Here is a 25021-nt window from a genome sequence, read left to right on the forward strand (position 1 = left end):
ATTTGGGTATGTGATAGAAAGATAGACTGACCACTACTTTCACTGGTGGTGGATCAGGCTAAGGTAAAGTTTGTGAATTCAAACTTTCGGCGAATGTCGTCTTCACAGTATAACCAGATTGCTTGGGGTTATATGGTCAAGTGAAGAAGCGCATACGGTGGATGCCTTGGCAGTCAGAGGCGATGAAAGACGTGGTAGCCTGCGATAAGCTTCGGGGAGTCGGCAAACAGACTTTGATCCGGAGATCTCTGAATGGGGGAACCCAACCATCATAAGATGGTTATCTTGCACTGAATACATAGGTGCAAGAGGCGAACCAGGGGAACTGAAACATCTAAGTACCCTGAGGAAAAGAAATCAACCGAGATTCCCTTAGTAGTGGCGAGCGAACGGGGACTAGCCCTTAAGCTTCTTTGATTTTAGCGGAACGCTCTGGAAAGTGCGGCCATAGTGGGTGATAGCCCTGTACGCGAAAGGATCTTAGAAGTGAAATCGAGTAGGACGGGGCACGAGAAACCTTGTCTGAATATGGGGGGACCATCCTCCAAGGCTAAATACTACTGACTGACCGATAGTGAACTAGTACCGTGAGGGAAAGGCGAAAAGAACCCCGGAGAGGGGAGTGAAATAGATCCTGAAACCGTATGCGTACAAGCAGTGGGAGCAGACTTTGTTCTGTGACTGCGTACCTTTTGTATAATGGGTCAGCGACTTATATTCAGTGGCGAGCTTAACCGAATAGGGGAGGCGTAGCGAAAGCGAGTCTTAATAGGGCGTTTAGTCGCTGGGTATAGACCCGAAACCGGGCGATCTATCCATGGGCAGGTTGAAGGTTAGGTAACACTGACTGGAGGACCGAACCGACTACCGTTGAAAAGTTAGCGGATGACCTGTGGATCGGAGTGAAAGGCTAATCAAGCTCGGAGATAGCTGGTTCTCCTCGAAAGCTATTTAGGTAGCGCCTCATGTATCACTCTAGGGGGTAGAGCACTGTTTCGGCTAGGGGGTCATCCCGACTTACCAAACCGATGCAAACTCCGAATACCTAGAAGTGCCGAGCATGGGAGACACACGGCGGGTGCTAACGTCCGTCGTGAAAAGGGAAACAACCCAGACCGTCAGCTAAGGTCCCAAAGTTATGGTTAAGTGGGAAACGATGTGGGAAGGCTTAGACAGCTAGGAGGTTGGCTTAGAAGCAGCCATCCTTTAAAGAAAGCGTAATAGCTCACTAGTCGAGTCGGCCTGCGCGGAAGATGTAACGGGGCTCAAACCATACACCGAAGCTACGGGTATCACGTAAGTGATGCGGTAGAGGAGCGTTCTGTAAGCCTGTGAAGGTGAGTTGAGAAGCTTGCTGGAGGTATCAGAAGTGCGAATGCTGACATGAGTAACGACAATGCGAGTGAAAAACTCGCACGCCGAAAGACCAAGGTTTCCTGCGCAACGTTAATCGACGCAGGGTTAGTCGGTCCCTAAGGCGAGGCTGAAAAGCGTAGTCGATGGAAAACAGGTTAATATTCCTGTACTTCTGGTTATTGCGATGGAGGGACGGAGAAGGCTAGGCCAGCTTGGCGTTGGTTGTCCAAGTTTAAGGTGGTAGGCTGAGATCTTAGGAAAATCCGGGATTTCAAGGCCGAGAGCTGATGACGAGTTACCTTTTAGGTGACGAAGTGGTTGATGCCATGCTTCCAAGAAAAGCTTCTAAGCTTCAGATAACCAGGAACCGTACCCCAAACCGACACAGGTGGTTAGGTAGAGAATACCAAGGCGCTTGAGAGAACTCGGGTGAAGGAACTAGGCAAAATGGCACCGTAACTTCGGGAGAAGGTGCGCCGGTGAGGGTGAAGGACTTGCTCCGTAAGCCCATGCCGGTCGAAGATACCAGGCCGCTGCGACTGTTTATTAAAAACACAGCACTCTGCAAACACGAAAGTGGACGTATAGGGTGTGACGCCTGCCCGGTGCCGGAAGGTTAATTGATGGGGTTAGCGCAAGCGAAGCTCTTGATCGAAGCCCCGGTAAACGGCGGCCGTAACTATAACGGTCCTAAGGTAGCGAAATTCCTTGTCGGGTAAGTTCCGACCTGCACGAATGGCGTAACGATGGCGGCGCTGTCTCCACCCGAGACTCAGTGAAATTGAAATCGCTGTGAAGATGCAGTGTATCCGCGGCTAGACGGAAAGACCCCGTGAACCTTTACTATAGCTTTGCACTGGACTTTGAGCTTGCTTGTGTAGGATAGGTGGGAGGCTTTGAAGTGGGGACGCCAGTTCTCATGGAGCCATCCTTGAAATACCACCCTGGCAACCTTGAGGTTCTAACTCAGGTCCGTTATCCGGATCGAGGACAGTGTATGGTGGGTAGTTTGACTGGGGCGGTCTCCTCCTAAAGAGTAACGGAGGAGTACGAAGGTGCGCTCAGACCGGTCGGAAATCGGTCGCAGAGTATAAAGGCAAAAGCGCGCTTGACTGCGAGACAAACACGTCGAGCAGGTACGAAAGTAGGTCTTAGTGATCCGGTGGTTCTGTATGGAAGGGCCATCGCTCAACGGATAAAAGGTACTCCGGGGATAACAGGCTGATACCGCCCAAGAGTTCATATCGACGGCGGTGTTTGGCACCTCGATGTCGGCTCATCACATCCTGGGGCTGAAGCCGGTCCCAAGGGTATGGCTGTTCGCCATTTAAAGTGGTACGCGAGCTGGGTTTAGAACGTCGTGAGACAGTTCGGTCCCTATCTGCCGTGGACGTTTGAGATTTGAGAGGGGCTGCTCCTAGTACGAGAGGACCGGAGTGGACGAACCTCTGGTGTTCCGGTTGTCACGCCAGTGGCATTGCCGGGTAGCTATGTTCGGAAGAGATAACCGCTGAAAGCATCTAAGCGGGAAACTCGCCTCAAGATGAGATCTCACTGGGATCTTGAATCCCCTAAAGGGCCGTCGAAGACTACGACGTTGATAGGTTGGGTGTGTAAGCGCTGTGAGGCGTTGAGCTAACCAATACTAATTGCCCGTGAGGCTTGACCATATAACACCCAAGCAATTTGCGAACTCGACAGAGACCAGATTGCGGTGTGTGAAGATGACCAACCGAAAGTTTGACACACGAACCTATTGCATGCCCATTCGCTGGAACGTTGCCCAAACAACGGCTCAGCTACAGAATTTCTTGACGACCATAGAGCATTGGAACCACCTGATCCCATCCCGAACTCAGAAGTGAAACGATGCATCGCCGATGGTAGTGTGGGGTTTCCCCATGTGAGAGTAGGTCATCGTCAAGATTAAATTCCGAAACCCCAATTGCGAAAGCAGTTGGGGTTTTGTCTTTGCGCGGACGAAAAGCCATAGCGGCCCACGCCTCCTAGATCGGCTCGGCTGCCAGCCTGCCGTGACAGTGCTAAGGTTCCGCCCGAGCTTTTTGCATTCTCCAAGGGAGCCCTTATGCCGGACGTCTCGTCCATCAACCCTGGTTTCATGGTGGTTCATGGCAACCGCCTGGACGAGTTGCGCAGCCTGGTGGTCAGCTGGATGCGGCGTTACCCACTGGCTCCCCTGGAAAATGAAATCGCCCTGGTCCAGAGCAACGGTATTGCCCAATGGCTGAAACTGGCCCTGGCCAAAGACCCCGAGGACGACGACTCCGGCGGTTGTGGCATCGCTGCTGCCATCGACGTACAACTGCCCGGTAGCTTCATGTGGCAGCTGTATCGCCAGGTCCTGGGACGCGACGAAATCCCGCCCAAGTCCCTGTTGGACAAGGCCCCGCTGACCTGGCGCCTGATGCGCCTGCTACCGGAGCTGATCGACGAGCCCCATTTCGAACCCCTGCAACGCTTCCTGACCCACGACAGTGACTTGCGCAAACGCTATCAGTTGGCCGAGCGCCTGGCCGACCTGTTCGACCAGTACCAGGTGTACCGCGCCGACTGGCTGGAAGACTGGGCCGCAGGCCGCCACCAACTGCGCAACGTCCGTGGCGAACCCAAGCCCTTGACCCCGGCCAACTGCTGGCAGGCCGAGCTATGGCGAGCGCTGCTCCTGGATGTTGGCACCGAAGGCATGGCCCAGAGCCGTGCAGGTGTGCATCAGCGTTTCATCGAGCGCATCAACCACCTGGACACCGCCCCCTCTGGCTTGCCGTCCCGGGTGATCGTGTTCGGCATCTCCTCATTACCGGCCCAAGTGCTGGAGGCCCTGGCTGGCCTGGCCCGTTTCAGCCAAGTGCTGCTCTGCGTACACAACCCTTGCCGCCATCACTGGGCCGATATCGTTGCCGACAAGGACCTGCTGCGCCACCAGTACAAGCGCCAGGCGCGCAAGGCCGGCATGCCTCAAGCCCTGGACCCGCAGACCCTGCACCAGCACGCTCACCCCTTGCTGGCCGCCTGGGGCAAACAAGGCCGGGACTACATCAACCTGCTGGACAGCTACGACGATCCCAACAGTTATCGCGCGGCCTTTCGCGATGGACGGATCGACCTGTTCAGCGAGAGCCGTCCCGCCAGCATGCTCCAGCAACTGCAGGATGACATCCTCGAACTGCGCCCCCTCGGCGAAACCCGCGAACTCTGGCCCGAGGTCGATCTGCAGCAGGACCAGTCGATCCGTTTCCACATTGCCCATAGCGCCCAGCGCGAGGTGGAGATCCTTCACGACCAGTTGCTGGCCCGTTTCAGCGCCGACCCCGACCTGCGCCCACGGGATGTGATCGTCATGGTCCCGGACATCGACAGCTATGCGCCGCATATTCGAGCAGTGTTCGGCCAGCTGGAACGTGATGACCGGCGCTTCATCCCCTTCACTCTCACCGACCAGGGCCAGCGGGGCCGCGATCCGCTGCTGATCGCCGTGGAACACCTGTTGAAACTGCCGGACAGCCGCTTTCCGGTCAGTGAGATCCTCGACTTGCTGGACGTCCCGGCGCTGCGTGCACGTTTCGGCGTCGACGAGGCCGACTTGCCCACCCTGCATCGCTGGATCGAAGGCGCCGGCATCCGTTGGGGCATGAATGCCGAACAACGGGCCGCGTTGGGCCTGCCTCAGGAGCTGGAGCAGAACAGCTGGCGTTTCGGTCTGCGGCGGATGTTGCTGGGGTATGCCGTCGGTCGTTCCGCGGCCTGCGACGGAATCGAACCCTACGATGAAATCGGTGGCCTGGACGCAGCCCTCATCGGCCCGCTGGTAGCCCTGCTCGATGCCCTGCAACTGGCCTACGAGCAACTCTGCCAACCCGCCGCCCCGCGACAATGGGGCGAACGCCTGCACAAGCTGCTGGAGCAGTTCTTCCTGGCCAGCACCGAACATGACGACTACCTGCTGGGCCAACTGGAAGACCTGCGTGAAACCTGGCTGGAAACCTGCGAAGCCGTGGGCCTGCAAGATGAGCTACCGTTGACCGTGGTCCGCGAAGCCTGGCTGGCGGGCCTTGACCAGGGCCGCCTGTCCCAGCGCTTCCTCGCCGGTGCGGTGAATTTCTGCACCCTGATGCCGATGCGCGCCATTCCCTTCAAGCTGGTGTGCCTGCTGGGAATGAACGATGGCGACTATCCTCGGGCCCAGCCGCCGCTGGACTTCGACCTGATGGGCAGCGACTACCGTCCGGGCGATCGTTCGCGCCGCGAAGACGATCGCTACCTGCTGCTCGAGGCCCTGCTTTCGGCCCGTGACCAGCTCTATATCAGCTGGGTCGGCCGCAGTATCCGCGACAACAGCGAGCGCCCCGCGTCGGTGCTGATCGGCCAATTGCGCGATCACCTGGCCAGTGGTTGGCACCTGGCGGGCAACGGCCAATCGCTGTTGGAAGAACTGACCCAGGAGCATCCGTTGCAACCCTTCAGCGCTCGCTATTTCCACGACAGCGATCCGCTGTTCAGCTATGCCCGGGAGTGGCAGGTGCTGCACCAGGACCGCGAAGAGCAGGCTGCGGCCGAGCGCCTGGACCCCTACGTGCAGGACGAACCCTTGAGCCTGGCCCAATTGCAGGATTTCCTACGCCATCCGGTTCGGCATTTCTTCAGCCAGCGGCTCAAGGTGTTCTTCGAAGCGATGGAGGCCCCCCTGGCCGATGAAGAACCCTTCGTCCTCGATGCGCTGCAACGCTACAGCCTCAGCGACAGCCTGCTTGCGGCCGCGCTGGCCGATGTCGAACAGCCGGAACAGGCATTGCAGGCCCAGGCCCAGCGTCTCCAGGCCAGCGGCTTGCTGCCCATGGCCGGGTTTGGCGAGTGCCTGCAACGGGAACTGATGGAGCCGCTGCCCGACCTGCTGCAACGCTATCGGCAGCTGCTGGCCCTGTGGCCAACACCCCTGGCCAGCGCCTTGCCCATCAGCCTGGAACTGCAAGGCGTAAGGGTCGAAGGCTGGCTCAGTGCCCTGCACCAGCGGGCCGACGGTGGCTTGCTGGCGGTGACCACCATCGCCAACGCCATCGGTTCCACCAAGACCCGCAAATGGCACCGGCTGATCAAGCCGTGGATCAACCACCTGCTGGCCTGTGCCAGCGACTACCGCCTGACCACCGCGCTGGTGGCCAGCGATGACAGCCTGTTGCTGGCCCCTTTGGAGCCGCAAGTGGCCCGGCAGGTCCTCGGGGATTTGCTGCGCGCCTGGCAGGCGGGCATGCGCCAACCGTTGCCCGTGGCGATCAAGACCGCCTTCGCCTGGCTGGGCCAGGGCGATCCGGACAAGGCCGCGGCCGCCGCGCGCAAGACCTATGATGGCGATGGCCAGAATAGCCAGGGCGAGCGCCGTGAAAGCCCGGCCCTGGCCCGGCAGTTCGCCGACTACAACGCATTGATCGCCGATGAAACCTTCAGCGCCTGGGCCGAAACCCTGTATCGCCCGCTGCTCGATGCACCCTGGCGCTCGGCCCTCGGCGAGGAGGCCGGCGCATGACGGCACAGACTCCCCTGGCGCTGGCCTTTCCCCTGCGTGGCAGCCAGCTGATCGAGGCCAGCGCCGGTACCGGCAAGACCTTCACCATTTCTGCACTCTACCTGCGCCTGGTGCTGGGCCATGGCGGCGCAACCGCGGGCTTTGGCCGCGAACTGCTGCCGCCGCAGATCTTGGTGGTGACCTTCACCGATGCCGCCACCAAGGAATTGCGCGAGCGTATCCGCACCCGCCTGGCCGAGGCCGCCCGCTTCTTCCGCGACGAGATCCCGGCCCCGGACGGCCTGATCGAACAGTTGCGCCAAGAATATTCCGCCGAGCAATGGGCGGCCTGCGCCAACCGCCTGGACATCGCCGCCCAATGGATGGATGAGGCCGCGGTTTCCACCATCCACAGTTGGTGCCAACGCATGTTGCGTGAGCACGCTTTCGACAGCGGCAGCCTGTTCACCCAGACCCTGGAGACCGACCACAGCGACCTGCTGGGCGAGGTCCTGCGCGACTACTGGCGGCTGTTCTGCTACCCACTGCAAGGCGAGGCGCTGAACTGGGTGCGCAGCCATTGGGTGGGGCCGGCCGAACTGCTGCCCCGGGTCCGGGCGTTGTTCGGCAATGAGCGACGCGATCCACAGCAACAGACGCCCGGCGAGCTGATCGATGCCTGCCTGCAAGAGCGCCGCGCGGCCCTGGTGCAGATCAAGGCTCCCTGGCGCCAATGGGCCGTGGAGTTGCGCGAGATCTGCCGGCAAGGGGTGGCGAGCAAGAGTGTCGATGGCCGCAAGATGCAGGCCCGCTATTTCGAGCCCTGGTTCGACAAGATCAGCGCCTGGGCCGAGGACGAGAGCTTGGAGCAACTGGATATCGGCACCGGTTTCAGCCGCCTGACGCCCGAAGGCATGGGCGAAGCCTGGAAGGGCGAGCCACCCAGCCACCCCGGTCTCGATGCCATGGCCGGGCTCAAGGCCAGCCTCGAGGCCTTGCCCAGCCCGGATGCGGCGGTGCTGCAACACGCCGCGCAGTGGGTTGGGGCGCGGTTCGAGGAAGAGAAGCGCCGTCGCGCCGAGATGGGCTTCGACGACATGCTGTTGCGCCTCGATGGCGCCTTGCAGAACGACGAAGGCGGCCGCCTGGCCAGCCTGATTCGCGAGCAATTCCCGGTGGCCCTGATCGACGAGTTCCAGGACACCGACCCGGTGCAGTACCGGATCTTCGAGAGCATCTACCGCATCGAGGACAACGACCCGGCGACCGGGCTGTTCCTGATCGGCGATCCCAAGCAGGCGATCTATGCCTTTCGCGGCGCCGATATCTATACCTACCTGCGGGCGCGCCAGGCCACCGATGGCCGCTTGCATACCCTGGGCACCAACTTCCGCTCCAGCCAGGCCATGGTCGCTGCGGTCAACCATGTCTTCCTGCAAGCCGAGCAGCGCCCGCAAGGGCGCGGTGCCTTCCTGTTCCGCGAGAGCAATGGCAACAACCCGGTGCCGTTCCTGCCCGTGGCGGCCCAGGATCGCCAAGAGCGTTTGCAGGTCGATGGACAACCGCTGCCGGCGTTGAATTTCTGGCTGCTGCCCTCGGAACAACCGGTATCCGGTGCTTTGTATCGCCAGCAACAGGCCGCCGCCTGTGCCAGTGCCATCGTCGGCTTGCTCAACGGTGGCCAGCAGGGCCACAGCGGTTTCGTCCGTGACCAGCAAGGGTGCACGGGCCTGCTGCCCGCGGACATCGCCATCCTGGTGCGCGACGGCAAGGAGGCCCAGGCCATCCGCACCGAGCTGGCTGCCCGTGGCGTGCGCAGTGTCTATCTCTCGGACAAGGATTCGGTGTTCGCCGCCCAGGAAGCCCGCGACCTGCTGGTGTGGCTCAAGGCCTGCGCCGAACCGGATGTGGAGCGGCCGTTACGGGCGGCCCTGGCTTCCCTGACCCTCGACCTGCCGCTGCTGGAACTGGAGCGCCTGAACCAGGACGAACTGGCCTGGGAAGCACGGGTCATGCAGTTCCGTGGTTACCGTGGGATCTGGCGCAGCCAGGGCGTGCTGCCGATGCTGCGCCGCCTGCTGCACGACTTCCAGCTCCCCCAGGCGCTGATGGCCCGCAGCGATGGTGAGCGGGTGCTGACCAACCTCCTGCATTTGTGCGAGCTGCTGCAGCAGAACGCGGCCGGGCTGGATGGCGAGCAGGCCTTGATCCGCCACCTGGCCGAGCACCTGGCGCTGTCCGGACAGGCCGGCGAGGAGCAGATCCTGCGCCTGGAAAGTGATGATCAGCTGGTCAAGGTGGTCACCATCCACAAGTCCAAGGGCCTGGAATATCCCCTGGTCTTCCTGCCATTCATCTGTTCCACCAAACCGGTGGACGGCAGTCGCTTGCCGTTGCATTACCACGATGGTGCCGGCAAGCCCCAGGTCAGCCTGCGTCCCACCGAGCAACTGATCGCCCAGGCCGACGAAGAACGCCTGGCCGAGGACCTGCGCCTGCTCTATGTGGCCCTGACCCGGGCCCGGCACGCCTGCTGGCTGGGGGTTGCCGATCTCAAGCGGGGTAACCAGGGCAGTTCGATCCTGCATCTTTCGGCCCTGGGTTATCTCTTGGGGGGCGGTGCGGCGCTCACTGAATCCACGGACCTGCGGCGCTGGCTGCTGGATCTGCAACAAGGCTGCCCGGCCATCGGCGTGGGCGAGTTGCCGGCCATCGACGACCAGCGTTTCCATCCGCCTCGCAACCCGGCCCGCCTGCTCGCTCCGCTGGTGCCCGCGCGGCGTGCGGCGGAGCACTGGTGGATCGCGTCCTACAGTGCCCTGCGCATTAGCGACACCCTGGGCAGCGCCAGCCAGGCGCCGGACGATCCCCAGGCCCAGAAGCTGTTCGACGACGAGCGCCTGGACCCCGAGGCCCCTCGGGAAGCGGTCGCCAGCAGTGGCGATATTCACCGTTTCCCCCGCGGACCGAATCCCGGCACCTTCCTCCATGGGCTGTTGGAGTGGGCAGGCGGGGAGGGCTTCGATGCCAGCCCCGAGGCGATCACCGATGCCGTCGCCCGCCGCTGCAACCGCCGTGGCTGGCAAGGCTGGATTCCGACCCTGAGCGGTTGGCTGCAGCATCTGTTGCAGACGCCGATGCCCGTCGGCGACGGCCAGCCGCCGGTGGTGCTGGGACAACTGCAGCAGTACCGGGTCGAAATGGAGTTCTGGTTCGCCAGCCGCAAGGTCGATGTGCTCAAGCTCGATGAACTGGTGCGCCAGCAGACCCACCAGGGCGCGGCCCGGGTCACCGCCGAGCCGGTGCTGCTCAATGGCATGTTCAAGGGTTTCATCGACCTGACGTTCGAGCACCACGGCCGTTACTACGTGGCTGACTACAAATCCAACTGGCTGGGCGCCGATGACGCCGCCTATACCGAGCAGGCCATGGAACAATCGATTCTCGACAACCGCTACGACCTGCAATACGTGCTGTACCTGCTGGCCCTGCATCGACAGTTGAAGGCCCGCCTGGCCGACTACGACTACGACCGGCACATGGGCGGCGCCTTGTACCTGTTCCTGCGCGGTACCCATTCGGCCAGCCAGGGTGTGTATTTCGCCCGGCCGCCACGGCAATTGATAGAGCGCCTGGACCTGATGTTCCAGGGCCGGGCCGAGCCACCCAAGGCCGAACCGGCCTGGGAGCAGGGGGTGCTGCTATGACCCCGGACCTGTTTGGCGCCCTGGACGAGCCGGCACCCCAAGTCCCGGACCTGGCGCCCCTGAGCCGTGGTGCCGACCTGTTGCTGTTGCTCGATCGCTGGGTCGCCCGCGGCTGGCTGCGGGCCCTGGACAGGGCCTTCGTCGGTTTCCTCCAGGAACTGGACCCGGACTGCGACCCACTGGTGCTGATGGCCGCGGCCCTGACCAGCCATCAGTTGGGGCATGGGCATGTCTGCCTGGATCTGTTCGAAACACTCAAGGAGCCGGATTTCGCCCTGTCGCTGCCGCCCGAGGGCGATATACAGGGCGGTGCCCCGGTGTTGCCGTCCCAGGTCCTGGCCAGCCTGGAAGGCGCCCACTGGTGCAAGGTGCTGGCCGGCAGCCGGCTGGTGGCCCTGGCGGCGGATCATGGCGAGGCCTCCCGGCAACGACCGTTGGTGCTGTCGGGCAAGCGCCTCTACCTGCGGCGGTACTGGGCCTACGAGCGGCGCATCGACCAGGCCTTGCGCCAGCGCCTGGCCCAGACCGAGGCGGCCCCGGAACACTTGGCCCGGCGCCTCGACGAATTGTTCGGCGCGGCCCGGCCATCCGGTCCCGTCGACTGGCAGAAGCTCGCCTGCGCCCTGGCCACCCGGGGCGCGTTCAGCATCATCACCGGCGGCCCGGGCACCGGCAAGACCACCACCGTGGTGCGCCTGTTGGCCCTGCTCCAGGGCCCGGCGGTGGAAGCGCGCAAGCCGCTGCGCATCCGCCTGGCGGCGCCCACCGGCAAGGCGGCGGCGCGCCTGACCGAGTCCATCAGCCTGCAGGTTCGCTCGCTGTCGGTGGCCGATGAGGTGCGGGAAAAGATCCCCAGCGACGTCACCACCGTGCACCGTCTGCTGGGCAATCGGCCCGGAACCCGGCACTTCCGCCATCACGCCGGCAATCGCCTGCCACTGGATGTGCTGGTGGTGGATGAAGCCTCGATGATCGACCTGGAAATGATGGCCAACCTGCTGGACGCCTTGCCGGCCCATGCCCGCCTGGTGCTGCTGGGGGACAAGGACCAGTTGGCGTCGGTGGAGGCCGGGGCGGTGCTGGGCGATCTGTGTCGCGATGCCGAGGCCGGTTGGTACGACCCTCGCACCCGGGCCTGGCTGGAAGCGGTCAGCGGTGAAGACCTCTCCGCCAGTGGCTTGCAGGAAGACACCGGGCACCAGCATCCGTTGGCCCAACAAGTGGTGATGCTGCGTCACTCCCGGCGCTTCGGCGAAGGCAGCGGCATCGGCCAGCTGGCGCGCTGGGTCAACCAGCAGCAAGCCGACGAAGCTCGGCGCCTGCTGGCGGCGCGCAGTCATGCCGACCTGTACTGCCTGGGGCTCAAGGGTGAACAGGATCGGGCCCTGGAGCGGCTGTTGCTGGAAGGTCACGGCGAAGGGCCGCAAGGTTATCGCCATTACCTGAATGTCCTGCGCAGCCAGCGTCCCGCCGCCGGCACCGCTGTCGACGACCGGCTCTGGAGCGACTGGGCGCGCCACGTCTTGCAGGCCTTCGACCGCTTCCAGCTGCTGTGCGCGGTGCGCAAGGGGCCTTGGGGCGTGGAGAACCTCAACCTGCGCGTGACCCAGGCCTTGTTCAAGGCACGGCTGATCGACAGCGACCAGCAGTGGTACGAGGGCCGGCCAGTGCTGATGACCCGCAACGACTACGGCCTGGGCCTGATGAACGGCGATATCGGCATCGCCCTGCGCCTGCCGGAGCAGGGGGGGCGCCAGGTCCTGCGCGTGGCCTTCCCGCGCAACGACGGCCAGGGCGGAGTGCGCCTGGTACTACCCAGCCGTCTGAATGATATCGAGACGGTGTATGCCATGACGGTGCACAAGTCCCAGGGCTCGGAGTTCGCCCACACTGCGTTGATCCTGCCCGATGCGTTGAACCCGGTACTGACCAAGGAACTGATCTACACCGGCATCACCCGCGCCAAGGACTGGTTCAGCCTGATCGAGCCTCGTCCCGGGGTGTTCGAGGAGGCGGTGCGGCGCAAGGTCAAGCGCTTGAGCGGGCTGATGCTGGAGCTGGACTGAAGCCCCGGTTCCAGGCATCGTTGCAGCGCTTCGATATCGCGGCACTTTCCTGGGCTGTGCTATCGTTGCGGCATCATTTCCGTGAAAATCAACGAGATTCCCTGCATGGACGTGGCTGTCTTGAGGACAGAGCGCATTTTAGGGTGGCGGCAGTGCGTGCTGTCGACCTTCCTCTGCCTGTTCAGCCTGTTGGCCATCGCTCAGCCGGAGCCTTCGGCACCGGTCAGCCTGGCCGAGCAGCGTGCCAAGGCAGTGACGCAGGTGGTGCTGGGCATCCTCAGCTACGCTCGTTGGCCGGTGGAGCCCGCCCAATTGCGGCTGTGCGTGGTGGGTCCCACCGAATACACCGACGATCTCATCAAGGGCACCACCCAGGCGACCGGGCGTGCGGTGGTGGTGCGCCGCCTGCTGGCCAGCAACCCGACGCTGGCCAGTGACTGCGACTCGGTCTATGTCGGCAAGCTGACCGTCGAGGAACGCACCCGGCTCTTCAGTTCGTTGACCGGCCAGCCGGTCCTGAGCATCAGCGAGGGCGGCGACCAATGCACCGTGGGCAGCCTGTTCTGCCTGCGGGTCAGCGACAGCCAGGTGTCGTTCGAGGTCAACCTGGACTCCGTAGCCCGCAGTGGGGTGCGAATCCATCCCAGCGTGCTGCAACTGTCCCGTCGACGCCCGGCCACGCCATGAAACTGTTCAAGCCCAACCCCCGCCCCACATTGCGGTCGGTCATAGGTCGCGGCCACCTGGCGGTCGCCTTGCTGGCGATCGGCCTGGCCAGCCTGTCCCTGACCTGCCTGGGCGTGCTGGCGCTGCGGGTGTACGCCGACCACAACCTGCACCTGATCGCCCGCTCCATCAGTTACACGGTGGAGGCCGCGGTAGTGTTCAACGACAGCGGCGCGGCCGCCGATTCCCTGGCCCTGATCGCTTCCACCGAAGAGGTGGCCGACGCCAAGGTGTACGACAGCCAGGGCCAGTTGCTGGCCAGCTGGCAGCGCCCCGACAGCGGCCTGCTGGCTAACCTGGAAATGCACATCGCCAGTGCCTTCCTGGAAAAACCCATCAGCCTGCCGATCTTCCGCCAGGGCCAGGAGATCGGCACGGTCAACGTCACCGGCCATGGCGGCAACCTGTTGCGCTTTCTCTTCAGCGGCCTGGTGGGCATCGTGCTGTGCATCGCCTTGAGCGCCTGGGCGGCGCTGTACCTGGCGCGCCGGCAATTGCGCGGCATCACCGGTCCCCTGCGCAGCCTGGCGGACGTGGCCCACGCGGCCCGGCGCGAGCGAGCCTTCGACCAGCGGGTGCCGCCGGCGCAAATCGCCGAGCTGGACAACCTGGGCAATGACTTCAATGCCCTCCTCGATGAGCTGGAGGTCTGGCAGACCCACCTGCAGAGCGAAAATGAAACCCTGGCCCACCAGGCCAGCCATGACAGCCTCACCGGCCTGCCCAACCGGGCGTTCTTCGAGGGCCGGCTGATCCGCGCCCTGCGCAGTGCCAACAAGCACAACGAGCGCATGGCGGTGCTGTTCCTGGACAGCGACCGGTTCAAGGAGATCAACGACAACTTCGGCCATGCCGCCGGCGATGCGGTACTGGTGGCGGTGGCGACGCGGATCCGCGCACAACTGCGCGAGGACGACCTGGTGGCGCGCCTGGGTGGCGACGAATTCGCGGTATTGCTGACGCCGCTGCACCGGGTCGAGGATGCCCAGCGCATCGCCGACAAGATCATCAGCAGCATGGAGGTGCCGATCCAGTTGCCGGGCAGCCTGTCGATCCTGACGTCCCTGAGCATCGGCATCGCCGTGTACCCGGAGCATGGCGCCACTCCGGGCAGTCTGTTGAACGCCGCCGACGCGGCCATGTACCAGGCCAAGCGTGGCGCGCGAGGCGGGCAACACACAGTGGGGGCGGAGTCCCCCGTCCAGGTTCAACACAGGAGCTAATTCCCTTGTTTTCATCGATGCAACGTCCGGTTCGACTTTTCAGCACCCTGGTGTTCATGGCCCTGCTGGCCCTGAGTGGTTGCCAGAGCGTGCCGCCCAAGGGGCTGACCCCGAAGCAGATCGCGGTACTGAAACAGGAGGGCTTCGAACTGACGGATGAAGGCTGGGCCTTCGGCCTGTCGGGCAAGGTCCTGTTCGGCAGCGACGTGGAAAGCCTCAACCCGGCCAGCACCGCGATCGTCCAGCGTATCGGCACGGCCCTGCTCAGCGTCGACATCCAGAAGGTGCGGGTCGACGGCCATACCGATGCCTCGGGCAAGGAAGCCTATAACGTGCAACTCTCCCTGCGCCGCGCCAAGAGCGTGGTCAAGGTGCTGACCCAGGTCGGCATGCGTGAAGAGAACATCCAGTTGCGCGGCTTGGGCAGCAGCGAGCCGGTGGCTTCCAACAGCACCCCGGCCGGGCGCACCGAGAATCGCCGGGTATCGATCGTGGTCATCGCCGACTGATCGGCGATCCACGCTACAGCGGCTGTAGTCCTACGGCCGTTTCTCCAGGCTGCGCGTGTGCCAGAGGGCCATCTAGGAGGCGCTGAACGACATGTTCCGGCTGTCCCCCATCAACAGGGGCTGGTTCTGCTCGGTCACTTCCCTGATGTAGTCCCACAGCAGGGTGATGCGCTTGAGCTTGCGCAGGTCTTCGCGGCAGTACATCCAGAACTGCCGGGTCAGGTTGATTTCCTTGGGCAGCACCGGCAGCAGGCGTGGGTCCTGGGCGGCGAGGAAGCACGGCAGGATCGCCAGCGAGCGGCCCTGCTGCGCCGCCACGTACTGGGCGATGACGCTGGTGCTGCGCAGGTGGGCGCTGGCCCCGGGCACCACGTTGGCCAGGTACAGCAGCTCGGAGCTGAAGGCCAGGTCGTCCACGTAGCTGATGAACTGATGCTCGCCCAGGTCGCTGGGGCGGCGGATCGGCGGGTGGCGATCGAGGTATTCCTGGGTGGCGTACAGCTGCAGGCGGTAGTCGCATAGCTTGCAGCACACATAGGGCCCGTGCTCCGGGCGCTCCAGGGCGATGACGATGTCGGCTTCGCGCTTGGACAGGCTGATGAAGTGCGGCAGCGGCAGGATATCCACCGAGATCGCCGGATAGGCGCCGAGGAAGTGGCTCAACTGCGGGGTGATGAAGAAGGTGCCGAAGCCTTCGGTGCAGCCCATGCGTACATGCCCGGACAGGGCCACGCCGGAACCCGAGACCTGCTCGCAGGCCATGTGCAGGGTGCTTTCGATCGACTCGGCATACCCCAGTAGGCGCTGGCCCTCGGCGGTCAGGACGAAGCCGTTGGTACGGGACTTCTCGAACAGCAGGGTACCCAGGGCGGTTTCCAGCGAACCGATGCGCCGCGACACCGTGGTGTAGTCCACCGCCAGGCGCTTGGCCGCGCTGCTGGCCTTGCGGGTACGGGCCACTTCCAGGAAGAACTTCAGGTCGTCCCAGTTCAGGCCGCTCAGGGAGGTGATGTTTTTTTGCATGATGGACCGGATTTTATGTGCGTTCTTATTAGAAGTTTGCACATCTATACTCCAAAAACAGTCCGACACCAACTCGCGACGCCTCTCTTTTCAAGGCCTGCAATGCCTTGGCTCCCTGCATAAGAACCCAAGAAGTCAGGAGACCCCATGAACGCATCCCTCCAGTCCGGCGGCACCACCCTGCAGCAGGTCAAGCTGCTGATCGACGGTCAATGGGTCCAGTCCCAGAGCCAGGAATGGCATGACATCGTCAACCCGGCGACCCAGGAAGTGCTGGCCAAGGTGCCGTTTGCCACCGCCGCCGAAGTCGACGCCGCGATTGCCGCGGCCCAACGCGCCTTCCAGACCTGGAAGCTGACCCCGATCGGCGCGCGGATGCGCATCATGCTCAAGCTCCAGGCCCTGATTCGCGAGCACTCCAAGCGCATTGCCCAGGTCCTGAGCGCCGAGCAGGGCAAGACCATCGCCGATGCCGAAGGTGACATTTTCCGCGGCCTGGAAGTGGTCGAGCATGCCTGCTCCATCGGCACCTTGCAGATGGGCGAGTTCGCCGAGAACGTCGCCGGCGGCGTGGATACCTACACCCTGCGCCAGCCTATCGGCGTGTGCGCCGGCATCACCCCGTTCAACTTCCCGGCGATGATCCCGCTGTGGATGTTCCCGATGGCCATCGCCTGCGGCAACACCTTCGTCCTCAAGCCTTCCGAGCAAGACCCACTGTCCACCATGTTGCTGGTGGAGCTGGCGGTGGAGGCGGGAGTCCCGGCCGGCGTGCTCAACGTGGTCCATGGCGGCAAGGAAGTGGTGGATGCCCTGTGCACCCACGCCGACATCAAGGCCGTGTCCTTCGTCGGCTCCACTGCCGTCGGCACCCATGTCTATGACCTGGCGGGCAAGCATGGCAAGCGCGTGCAATCGATGATGGGCGCCAAGAACCACGCCGTGGTGCTGCCTGACGCCAACCGTACCCAGACCGTCAACGCCCTGGCCGGTGCGGCCTTCGGTGCGGCCGGCCAACGGTGCATGGCCACCTCGGTGGCGGTGCTGGTGGGCAAGGCTCGCGAATGGCTGCCGGACATCAAGGAAGCCGCGAGCAAGCTCAAGGTCAACGCCGGTTGCGAGCCGGGCACCGATGTCGGCCCGGTGATCTCCAAGCGGGCCAAGGAGCGCGTGCTGGGCCTGATCGAAAGCGGTATCAAGGAAGGCGCCAAGCTCGAGCTGGACGGCCGTGACGTCAAGGTCCCAGGCTACGAGCAAGGCAACTTCGTCGGCCCGACCCTGTTCTCCGGGGTGACCACCGACATGCAGATCTACACCCAGGAAATCTTCGGCCCGGTGCTGGTGGTGCTGGAAGTCGACACCCTCGACCAGGCCATCGCCCTGGTCAACGCCAACCCCTTCGGCAACGGCACCGGCCTGTTCACCCAGAGCGGTGCGGCGGCACGCAAGTTCCAGAGCGAAATCGACGTTGGCCAGGTGGGGATCAACATCCCGATCCCGGTGCCGGTACCGTTCTTCAGCTTCACCGGTTCGCGCGGTTCCAAGCTCGGCGACCTGGGTCCGTACGGCAAGCAAGTGGTGCAGTTCTACACTCAGACCAAGACCGTCACCAGCCGCTGGTTCGACGATGACAGCGTCAACGACGGTGTGAACACCACCATCAGCCTGCGTTGAGGAGCCTGACATGAACATCGCATTCATCGGCCTGGGCAACATGGGCGCGCCCATGGCCCGCAACCTGATCAAGGCCGGCCACCAGCTGAACCTGTTCGATCTCAACCAGAGCGTGCTGGCCGAGCTGGCGCAACTGGGCGGGCGCATCAGCACCTCGCCCAAGGCCGCTGCCGAAGGCGCCGAACTGGTGATCACCATGCTGCCGGCCGCCGCCCATGTGCGTAGCGTCTGGCTGGGCGAGGATGGCGTGCTGGCGGGCATCGCCCGTGGCGTGCCGGCGGTGGACTGCAGCACCATCGACCCGCAGACCGCCCGCGAAGTGGCCAATGCCGCGGCCAAGCAGGGCGTGGCCATGGCCGACGCCCCGGTGTCCGGCGGTACTGGCGGCGCCCAGGCCGGCACCCTGACCTTCATGGTCGGGGCCAGCGTCGAGCTGTTCGCCACCCTGCAGCCGGTACTGGCGCAGATGGGCCGCAATATCGTGCACTGTGGCGAGGTGGGCACCGGGCAGATCGCCAAGATCTGCAACAACCTGCTGCTGGGCATCTCGATGATCGGCGTCAGCGAAGCCATGGCCCTGGGTGATGCCCTGGGTATCGACACCAAGGTGCTGGCCGGGATCATCAACAGCTCCACCGGGCGTTGCTGGAGCTCCGACACCTACAACCCGTGGCCGGGAGTGATCGAGACCGCGCCCGCAGCGCGCGGCTACACCGGTGGTTTTGGCGCCGAACTGATGCTCAAGGACCTGGGGCTGGCCACCGAGGCCGCCCGCCAGGCCCACCAGCCGGTGGTGCTGGGCGCGGTGGCCCAGCAGCTGTACCAGGCCATGAGCCAGCGTGGGGAAGGTGGCAAGGACTTCTCGGCCATCGTCAACAGCTATCGCAAGCCGCAGTGACCCTCTGCGTGGCGGGGGCCAAGCCCTCGCCACGAATACCGTCTCATGATCGCAGCCCTCCGAATGGGGGCGTTTCCGGGAATCCGCGTCGGGCGGCTTCCCGTTTTTTTTGCCCGCTCAGTTGGGCCGGCCAGCCGGAGTGCGCGCTGGCGGATTGAGGCGGGTATCGAGGCCGAAGCGCTCCTGGATCACTACCTGGTACAACCCCTTGGCCAACAGCGGGTTGATCAGGATGTTCCAGCTGTGGCGCGAAACCGAGGAAGGCACCAGCACGAAGGGATGCTCGGCCAACAACTGGTCGGCGAATTGCTGCTGGCCGGCGCTGGGAATGCCCGGCACCAGCCAGTTGGGATTGGGCACGCTGCCTTCGTCCAGGCGGTAGATGGTCGACGGGTCGTGGATCAGTGCCCCGGTCAGCACATGGGGCACCTGGTCGAGCGCGGCAAAGCCCTTGTGCACGGCCACCTCGAGGATCGCCGTGGCAGGGTCGGCGCTGCCGTACACGGCCTTGACCCCCTTGGAGTTCCAGCGCCCGCCACACAACTCGGCGCCGATGCCGCTGTCCCAGCTGTCGGCGTGCTGCGCGGCGTCCAGGCGCCAGAAGTGCACGGCACTGCCGCCGGGGACGCTGATCACTGATAGACCCCGTATTCCAGGCGGGTGAGGAACTCATCCACCAGCTCGAAGCCGATGGGGTTGGTCAGCAGGTCCACCGGCTTGTGGCCGTCCAGGGCCATCACCGGCTTGGCCATCCACTCCTGGGCCTGTTCGCTGCTGCCGAAGATCTCCTGGGCCTTGGACAGGACCTGGGCGAAGCGCACCGCCCGGGCACTCTGCTCCGGGTTCAGCGGTTCGTCGGGGGTCTTCAGGCGCCGGTGCAGGGTGCGCTCGGACAGGCCGATGATCTTGGCCAGGACCTGTTCGTCCTTGAGCATGGGCACCGAAGAGACGAACTTGACGATTGCCGCCAGCGGAATGCCTTCCTCGGTCAGGCGATAGATGGAGATACGGTCGTCGAAGCGCGCCCGGCCACCGAGCAGGATCTGCGAGGTCCGATCCTTCAATACGGGTTTGCCGCGTCGTTTCACGGCGATGTCGCTACCGGTCATTGCAACCATGGGCGTGACTCCTGCCTTTGCCATTTGGCAGGGATTATAACGACATTTGGCAAATTGCGCCGAACCGGGCGTCGCCAGGCCGGGTGGACCGGCCGGACGCGGCCTCGCCTCGTACGGCAGGACTCAGGCGAACACGAAATACTTGCGCACGGTCTGCACCACTTCCCAGGTGCCGCGCATGCCGGGCTCGACCACGAAGATGTCGCCGGCTCGCAGGTGGATCGGCTCCTGGCCATCCGGGGTGATCACGCAGTAGCCCTCCTGGAAGTGGCAGTACTCCCACTTCTCGTAGGCCACCCGCCACTTGCCCGGGGTGCAGATCCAGGTGCCCATGATCTTGCTGCCATCCTCGCTGGTGTAGGCGTTGAGGTTGACGGTATGGGGATCGCCTTCGAGTTTTTCCCATTTGCAGGCGTCGAGGACTGGCAGTGGATGGGTGTCGCGCAGAACGGTGATGGGCTTGGACATGCTGTGCTCCTGGCAGGCCGCGAACTGGAAAGCGCACCCTATAGCTCAAGGCGCCAGGGGGGATGCCTGGACTCGACACCCAGCTATCCAGAAACGCTGCGCCGCAAGCGTGGAGCTGCGTGCAGGCTTGAAAGATTCATCCGCCAAACCAAGCTTTATTGGCAGATTTTGCGAAACATCCAGGGTTGCCCGCGTTATTTCGCAAGAATCTTTACCGGCTTCGCTCGTATCATTCAGTCCGGACCGACCGATGAGCCGCACCCATGGAAAACACTCCCCGCTGGTGGGATATCAGCCCACCCTTGAGCACCGCGACCCCGACCTGGCCGGGGGATACCCCATTCCAGGAGGAGCGCGTCTGGCAGTTCGGGCCCGAATGCCCGGTGAATGTCGGGCGTATCACCCTGTCCCCCCACACCGGCGCCCATGTCGATGCTCCGTTGCATTACCGCCCTGACGGCTTGCCCATCGGCGAAGTACCGCTGGATGTGTACATGGGCCCGTGTCGGGTCCTGCACTGCCTGGGCAGCGGCCCGCTGGTACAACCCGAGGACTTGCTCGGGCGCCTGGACAACCTGCCCCGGCGAGTGCTGCTGCGGACCTATCGTGAGGCTCCGCTGAGCGCCTGGGATCCTGACTTCACCGCCGTCGCCCAGGCCACCATCGACTTGCTGGCCAGCCTCGGCGTACGCCTGGTGGGCATCGACACGCCCTCCCTGGACCCGCAACAGTCCAAGACCATGGACGCCCACAATGCCGTGGCCCGGCATGGCATGGCCATCCTCGAAGGGGTGGTGCTCGACCAGGTGCCCGAAGGCGACTACGAACTGATTGCCCTGCCACTGCGCTTCGCCCACCTGGACGCCAGTCCGGTGCGGGCGATCCTGCGCCCGTTGGCCGATTGATTCCTACAATAACTAACACGGCGGGCCACTCGCGCACCCTTGCCCAGGCAAGGTGCCGGACCCAGCCGACCGAGGCGAGGAGCCCACGCGATGAGCCAATGTCCCTTTTCAAGCAACCCGCCGGATGAATGGCATAACGCCCAGCTGAATTTCTCCGACTCCATGAGCTACGGCGACTACCTGGACCTGGGGCGCATCCTCAGCGCCCAGCACCCCTTGTCGCCGGACCACAACGAAATGCTGTTCATCATCCAGCACCAGACCTCCGAGCTGTGGATGAAGCTGATGCTCCACGAACTCAAGGCCGCCCGCGAGCAGGTGCGCCAGAGCCAGCTGGCGCCGGCGTTCAAGATGCTGGCGCGGGTCTCGCGGATCTTCGACCAGCTGGTGCATGCCTGGGCGGTGCTGGCCACCATGACCCCTTCGGAATACAAGTCCATTCGCCCGTACCTGGGCCAGTCCTCGGGCTTCCAGTCGTTCCAGTACCGCGAGATCGAATTCATCCTCGGCAACAAGAGCGCGGCCCTGTTGCGCCCCCATGCCCACCGCCCGGAACTGTTGCAGGCGCTGCAGGAGTCCATCGCCACGCCATCGCTGTACGACGAGGCGATCGCCCTGATGGCCCGCAGCGGCCTGGCCATCGATTCGCAGCGCCTGGCGCTGAACAGCACCAGCACCACCCAGCATGATCCGTCGGTGGAGGCGGCCTGGCGCCAGGTGTACGCCGCGCCTGCGAAGTACTGGGACCTGTACCAGCTGGCGGAAAAGTTCATCGACCTCGAAGACTCCTTCCGCCAGTGGCGCTTCCGCCATGTGACCACCGTGGAACGGATCATCGGCTTCCAGCCCGGCACCGGCGGCACCGAAGGCGTGGGCTACCTGCGAAAGATGCTCGATACCGTGCTGTTCCCCGAGTTGTGGCGCGTACGTTCACCGCAATGATCCAGGCCAACGCCCCGCCAGCCGGGGCGTTTTTCATCGACCGGCCAGCAGGTGACCGGCCAGGTTCCCGGGGTTAAAGTGGTCGCCCTTCAGGCGGACTTTCACTTGCCCAGGCAGACCACATGGCCCAGATATTCGAACTCGAGACCCTGAACATGCGGCTCAACGACCCGGAGTTCCAGGCGTTGGACCTGCATCAGCGCATCCAGCGCGCCCTGTGCGGGCTGATCCTCGATGGCGCCCTCGACCCGGGTTTGAAGCTGCCGGCGACCCGGGTCCTGGCCAAGTCCCTGGGGGTGTCGCGCGATACCGTGGAGAACGCCTATGTGCAGTTGCAGCGCGATGGCTTCATCGTCCGCCGCGAAGGTTCCGGCAGCTATGTCAGCCAGACCATCGGTGCCCAGCTGCGCGGCGCGGCGCGTCGACGCCTGCGCTGGCAGGAGCAGCCGGCCAGCGCCCGGGAGCCGGGTTCGGGCCTGAGCCGCCGGGGGCGGGTGCTGTTCGAGCGCGGTGGGGTCAGTGACCAGCAAGTGGTCCGTGCCTTTGCCACGGGCCTGCCGGAAACCCGCAGCTTTCCGCTGGCGGCCTGGGAGCGCCTGCAGCGCCAGGTGCTCAAGGAGTCCCGCGCGACGGTGCTGCTGCATGGCGATCCGCAAGGCGCCGAGCCGCTGCGCAAGGCCATCGCCGCCTACCTCAACCTGGAGCGCGGGGCCAAGGTTGCGCCGGGCCAGATCCTGGTGTTGAGCAGTACCCGCCAGGCGCTGTTTCTGTGTGCCCAGCTGCTAGTGGATGCGGGCAAGCCGATCCTGATGGAGAACCCCGGCTACTTCGGCGCCCGCAAGGCCTTCGAAGCCGCCGAGGCGCGGATCGTGCCCATCGATGTCGACGACCAGGGCCTGCGCACCGATTTGCTGCGGGCCGACCGCAGCGGCGCCCCGTGCGTCTATGTGACGCCATCGCACCAGTACCCCAGTGGCGCCACCCTGGCCCTGGAGCGCCGGCTGGAATTGACCCGCTGGGCCGCCGAGCATCAGCGCTGGATCATCGAGGACGACTACGACAGCGAGTTCCACTACGACGGCTTGCCCACCGCCTGCGTCCAGGGCCTGGACCCCTACCAGCGGACGCTGTACATCGGCACCTTCAGCAAGACCCTGTACCCCGGCCTGCGCATGGGCTACATGGTCCTGCCCGAGGAGTTGGTGGCACCCTTCAGCGCGGCCCGCAGCATCATGGACGGCCACACGCCGCAGATCCTCCAGCTGACCCTGGCGCGGTTCATGGAGGAGGGGCACTACAACGCTCACGTGCGGGCCATGCGCAAGCTCTACGCCGGCCGCCGGCAGGCCATGCTCGAGGCCATCGAGCGCCATCTGGCGGGCATTGCCCGGGCCATGCCGCCGCCAGGCGGCTTGCAGATCCCCTGCCTGCTGGAGCCCGGCTGGACCGAGCACGAGACCCAGCGCCGGGCGGCCGCCATCGGCCTGCAACTGCCCGGGCTCAGCCGGCTGTATGCCGGCGAACACCAGGAGCAAGGCTGGCTGCTGGGTTATGCGTCCTTGAGCGCCCACGAAATCGATGCCGCCATGGCGCGCCTGGGCCAGGTCCTGCGAACCCCTTAGCCAGCCTCAGGAGCGCGCGTTGCTGGCGCTGAAGCGGCAATACCGGCCATGGATCAGCAGGTGGGCGGCCAAGCCGGCCAGCAGCCCCCAGAATGCTCCGCCGATGCCCAGCAAGGTGACATTGGCCGCCGTGGCGAGGAAGGTGATCAGCGCGGTTTCCCGGGTCCTGGCATCGGCCATGGCGTTGCCCAGGCTGCCGCCGATGGCGCCCAGCAGCGCCAGGCCCGCCAGGGTGCCGATGAACGTCTTGGGCAGCACCAGGAACAGGCTGGCCAGGGTCACGCCGAAGGTCCCCACCAGGACGTACAGCAGCCCGCAGGCGATGCCGGCGAGGTAGCGCTTGCCCGGGTCCGGGTGGGCATCCTTGCCGGTGCAGATGGCGGCGGTGATCGCCGCCACGTTGACGGCATGGGCACCGAACGGCGCCATCAGCAGCGAGCCCAGCCCGGTGAGCCAGAGCAGCGGGTTGGCGCTGGTGGCGAAGCCATCGTTGCGCAGCACCAGCATGCCCGGCATGTACTGGCCGGTGAGGGTGATGACGAACAGTGGCAGCGCCACCCCGAGCAGGGCCTGGACGGAGAATTGCGGAGCGGTGAACAGCGGTGTCGCCAGGCTCGGCTGCAAGGCGCCGAAGTCGATCCGCTGCTGGGCCACCAACAGGCCCAGGCCGATGAGCAGGATACCCACCACGGCGAACCGCGAGGTGAAGCGCCGCAGCAGTGCATAGGACACCAGCAGCACGATCACCAGCCAGGGATCGCTGCTGGCGCCGCCAAAGGCATTGATCCCGAACTGCAGCAGGATGCCGGCCAACAAACCTGCGGCGATCCCCTGGGGAATCAGCCGCACCAGCTTGTCGAAGGCCCCGGACAGGCCCAGGAGCATGAAGCCCAGGGCCGAGACCATGTAGGCGCCGATCGCTTCGGCGTAGGGCGTGCCAGGCAGTACCGTGCCCAGGAACGCCGCCCCGGGTGTCGACCAGGCGGTGATGATCGGAGCCCGGTGGCGCAGGCTCAGCCAGAGTCCGGTGACGCCCACGCCCACAGACACCGCCCAGACCCAGGAGGCGGTCTGGGCCGGCGTCAGGCGGGCCAGTTCAGCGGCCTGGAGCACCAGGACGAAGGTCCCGCCATAGTTCACCAGCACCGAGATCAGCGCCGCCACCGTGGGGGAAAAGAAATCGCTCGGCCTCAGGCCCGCGGTCGTTCTGCTCATATGCCACTCTCCATCCAGGAACCGGTTCCCGGGCCGATATCGCCGGGAAGA

16 protein-coding genes and 2 rRNA genes are annotated in these 25021 nt (G+C 64.3%); 13 read left to right on the plus strand and 5 right to left on the minus strand.

The features are described from left to right. Positions 1 to 134: 134 nt before the first annotated feature. The 8 genes from H7A76_RS05960 to H7A76_RS05995 all read left to right on the plus strand — a co-directional run bounded on the left by H7A76_RS05960 (position 135) and on the right by H7A76_RS05995 (position 15105). A 23S ribosomal RNA gene (locus H7A76_RS05960) occupies positions 135 to 3026 on the plus strand. Positions 3027 to 3166: 140 nt separating this feature from the next. Continuing rightward, positions 3167 to 3282 (plus strand): 5S ribosomal RNA (gene rrf / locus H7A76_RS05965). Between the two features lie 160 nt (positions 3283 to 3442). Further along, a complete protein-coding gene (gene recC, locus H7A76_RS05970) occupies positions 3443 to 6895 on the plus strand; it encodes an exodeoxyribonuclease V subunit gamma (protein WP_185697640.1) in 3453 nt (1150 codons plus the stop codon). Continuing rightward, positions 6892 to 10581 carry an exodeoxyribonuclease V subunit beta gene (gene recB, locus H7A76_RS05975; RefSeq protein WP_185697641.1) on the plus strand — a complete coding sequence of 1230 codons (3690 nt, stop codon included), beginning with the start codon at positions 6892 to 6894 and terminating at the stop codon, positions 10579 to 10581. The genes recC and recB overlap by 4 nt, the downstream gene beginning before the upstream one ends. Next, positions 10578 to 12647, plus strand: coding sequence for an exodeoxyribonuclease V subunit alpha (gene recD, locus H7A76_RS05980; protein ID WP_185697642.1), 2070 nt, complete (start codon positions 10578 to 10580; stop codon positions 12645 to 12647). Before recB ends, recD begins: the two co-directional genes overlap by 4 nt. Positions 12648 to 12752: 105 nt before the next feature. Further along, positions 12753 to 13334, plus strand: a complete 582-nt coding sequence (locus H7A76_RS05985) for a YfiR family protein (protein WP_185697643.1) — start codon at positions 12753 to 12755, stop codon at positions 13332 to 13334. Next, positions 13331 to 14596 carry a diguanylate cyclase domain-containing protein gene (locus H7A76_RS05990; RefSeq protein WP_185697644.1) on the plus strand — a complete coding sequence of 422 codons (1266 nt, stop codon included), beginning with the start codon at positions 13331 to 13333 and terminating at the stop codon, positions 14594 to 14596. The genes H7A76_RS05985 and H7A76_RS05990 overlap by 4 nt, the downstream gene beginning before the upstream one ends. A 17-nt stretch (positions 14597 to 14613) precedes the next feature. After that, a complete protein-coding gene (locus tag H7A76_RS05995; RefSeq protein WP_409302968.1) occupies positions 14614 to 15105 on the plus strand; it encodes an OmpA family protein in 492 nt (163 codons plus the stop codon). 72 nt (positions 15106 to 15177) lie between these two features. Here H7A76_RS05995 and H7A76_RS06000 read toward each other — a convergent pair whose 3' ends face one another. After that, a complete protein-coding gene (locus H7A76_RS06000; protein WP_185697646.1) occupies positions 15178 to 16128 on the minus strand; it encodes a LysR family transcriptional regulator in 951 nt (316 codons plus the stop codon). 147 nt (positions 16129 to 16275) lie between these two features. Here H7A76_RS06000 and H7A76_RS06005 point away from each other — a divergent pair, with 147 nt between their 5' ends. Further along, complete coding sequence (locus tag H7A76_RS06005; protein WP_022642130.1) at positions 16276 to 17802, plus strand: CoA-acylating methylmalonate-semialdehyde dehydrogenase; 1527 nt, start codon at positions 16276 to 16278, stop codon at positions 17800 to 17802. A 10-nt stretch (positions 17803 to 17812) separates the two neighbouring features. After that, entirely contained in the window at positions 17813 to 18700 is an 888-nt protein-coding gene (gene mmsB, locus H7A76_RS06010) for a 3-hydroxyisobutyrate dehydrogenase (RefSeq protein WP_185697647.1), read from the plus strand. A 117-nt stretch (positions 18701 to 18817) separates the two neighbouring features. On the opposite strand, the gene H7A76_RS06015 is transcribed toward mmsB, so the two are convergent. The 3 genes from H7A76_RS06015 to H7A76_RS06025 form a co-directional block, all read right to left on the minus strand. Further along, complete coding sequence (locus tag H7A76_RS06015) at positions 18818 to 19336, minus strand: RES domain-containing protein (protein WP_185697648.1); 519 nt, start codon at positions 19334 to 19336, stop codon at positions 18818 to 18820. After that, the gene (locus H7A76_RS06020; RefSeq protein ID WP_085598877.1) at positions 19333 to 19818 is read right to left on the minus strand and encodes an antitoxin Xre/MbcA/ParS toxin-binding domain-containing protein; all 486 of its coding nucleotides are present in this window, start codon (positions 19816 to 19818) and stop codon (positions 19333 to 19335) included. Before H7A76_RS06020 ends, H7A76_RS06015 begins: the two co-directional genes overlap by 4 nt. A 123-nt stretch (positions 19819 to 19941) precedes the next feature. Further along, on the minus strand, positions 19942 to 20286 hold the full coding sequence (locus H7A76_RS06025; protein ID WP_085598879.1) for a cupin domain-containing protein: 345 nt from the start codon (positions 20284 to 20286) through the stop codon (positions 19942 to 19944). Between the two features lie 263 nt (positions 20287 to 20549). Here H7A76_RS06025 and kynB point away from each other — a divergent pair, with 263 nt between their 5' ends. From kynB to H7A76_RS06040, 3 genes are all read left to right on the plus strand, one after another. Beyond that, positions 20550 to 21191 carry an arylformamidase gene (gene kynB / locus H7A76_RS06030; protein WP_185697649.1) on the plus strand — a complete coding sequence of 214 codons (642 nt, stop codon included), beginning with the start codon at positions 20550 to 20552 and terminating at the stop codon, positions 21189 to 21191. Positions 21192 to 21281: 90 nt separating this feature from the next. After that, positions 21282 to 22133 carry a tryptophan 2,3-dioxygenase gene (gene kynA, locus H7A76_RS06035; protein ID WP_185697650.1) on the plus strand — a complete coding sequence of 284 codons (852 nt, stop codon included), beginning with the start codon at positions 21282 to 21284 and terminating at the stop codon, positions 22131 to 22133. Between the two features lie 122 nt (positions 22134 to 22255). Further along, positions 22256 to 23755, plus strand: coding sequence for a PLP-dependent aminotransferase family protein (locus H7A76_RS06040; protein ID WP_185697651.1), 1500 nt, complete (start codon positions 22256 to 22258; stop codon positions 23753 to 23755). A 6-nt stretch (positions 23756 to 23761) separates the two neighbouring features. Here the strand turns inward: H7A76_RS06040 and H7A76_RS06045 are convergent, their stop codons facing one another. Further along, the gene (locus H7A76_RS06045; RefSeq protein ID WP_185697652.1) at positions 23762 to 24970 is read right to left on the minus strand and encodes a benzoate/H(+) symporter BenE family transporter; all 1209 of its coding nucleotides are present in this window, start codon (positions 24968 to 24970) and stop codon (positions 23762 to 23764) included. Between the last annotated feature and the right edge of the window lie 51 nt (positions 24971 to 25021).

Source organism: Pseudomonas sp. MSSRFD41, from assembly GCF_014230245.1.
GTDB classification, from domain to species: domain Bacteria; phylum Pseudomonadota; class Gammaproteobacteria; order Pseudomonadales; family Pseudomonadaceae; genus Aquipseudomonas; species Aquipseudomonas piscis.

Excerpts from the sequence above, each read along its gene's own strand:
- recC (WP_185697640.1), top strand. The coding sequence starts at position 3,443 with ATGCCGGACGTCTCGTCCATCAACCCTGGTTTCATGGTGGTTCATGGC.
- recB (WP_185697641.1), top strand. The coding sequence starts at position 6,892 with ATGACGGCACAGACTCCCCTGGCGCTGGCCTTTCCCCTGCGTGGCAGC.
- recD (WP_185697642.1), top strand. The coding sequence starts at position 10,578 with ATGACCCCGGACCTGTTTGGCGCCCTGGACGAGCCGGCACCCCAAGTC.
- H7A76_RS05985 (WP_185697643.1), top strand. The coding sequence starts at position 12,753 with ATGGACGTGGCTGTCTTGAGGACAGAGCGCATTTTAGGGTGGCGGCAG.
- H7A76_RS05990 (WP_185697644.1), top strand. The coding sequence starts at position 13,331 with ATGAAACTGTTCAAGCCCAACCCCCGCCCCACATTGCGGTCGGTCATA.
- H7A76_RS05995 (WP_409302968.1), top strand. The coding sequence starts at position 14,614 with ATGCAACGTCCGGTTCGACTTTTCAGCACCCTGGTGTTCATGGCCCTG.
- H7A76_RS06000 (WP_185697646.1), bottom strand. The coding sequence starts at position 16,128 with ATGCAAAAAAACATCACCTCCCTGAGCGGCCTGAACTGGGACGACCTG.
- H7A76_RS06005 (WP_022642130.1), top strand. The coding sequence starts at position 16,276 with ATGAACGCATCCCTCCAGTCCGGCGGCACCACCCTGCAGCAGGTCAAG.
- mmsB (WP_185697647.1), top strand. The coding sequence starts at position 17,813 with ATGAACATCGCATTCATCGGCCTGGGCAACATGGGCGCGCCCATGGCC.
- H7A76_RS06020 (WP_085598877.1), bottom strand. The coding sequence starts at position 19,818 with ATGGTTGCAATGACCGGTAGCGACATCGCCGTGAAACGACGCGGCAAA.
- H7A76_RS06025 (WP_085598879.1), bottom strand. The coding sequence starts at position 20,286 with ATGTCCAAGCCCATCACCGTTCTGCGCGACACCCATCCACTGCCAGTC.
- kynB (WP_185697649.1), top strand. The coding sequence starts at position 20,550 with ATGGAAAACACTCCCCGCTGGTGGGATATCAGCCCACCCTTGAGCACC.
- kynA (WP_185697650.1), top strand. The coding sequence starts at position 21,282 with ATGAGCCAATGTCCCTTTTCAAGCAACCCGCCGGATGAATGGCATAAC.
- H7A76_RS06040 (WP_185697651.1), top strand. The coding sequence starts at position 22,256 with ATGGCCCAGATATTCGAACTCGAGACCCTGAACATGCGGCTCAACGAC.
- H7A76_RS06045 (WP_185697652.1), bottom strand. The coding sequence starts at position 24,970 with ATGAGCAGAACGACCGCGGGCCTGAGGCCGAGCGATTTCTTTTCCCCC.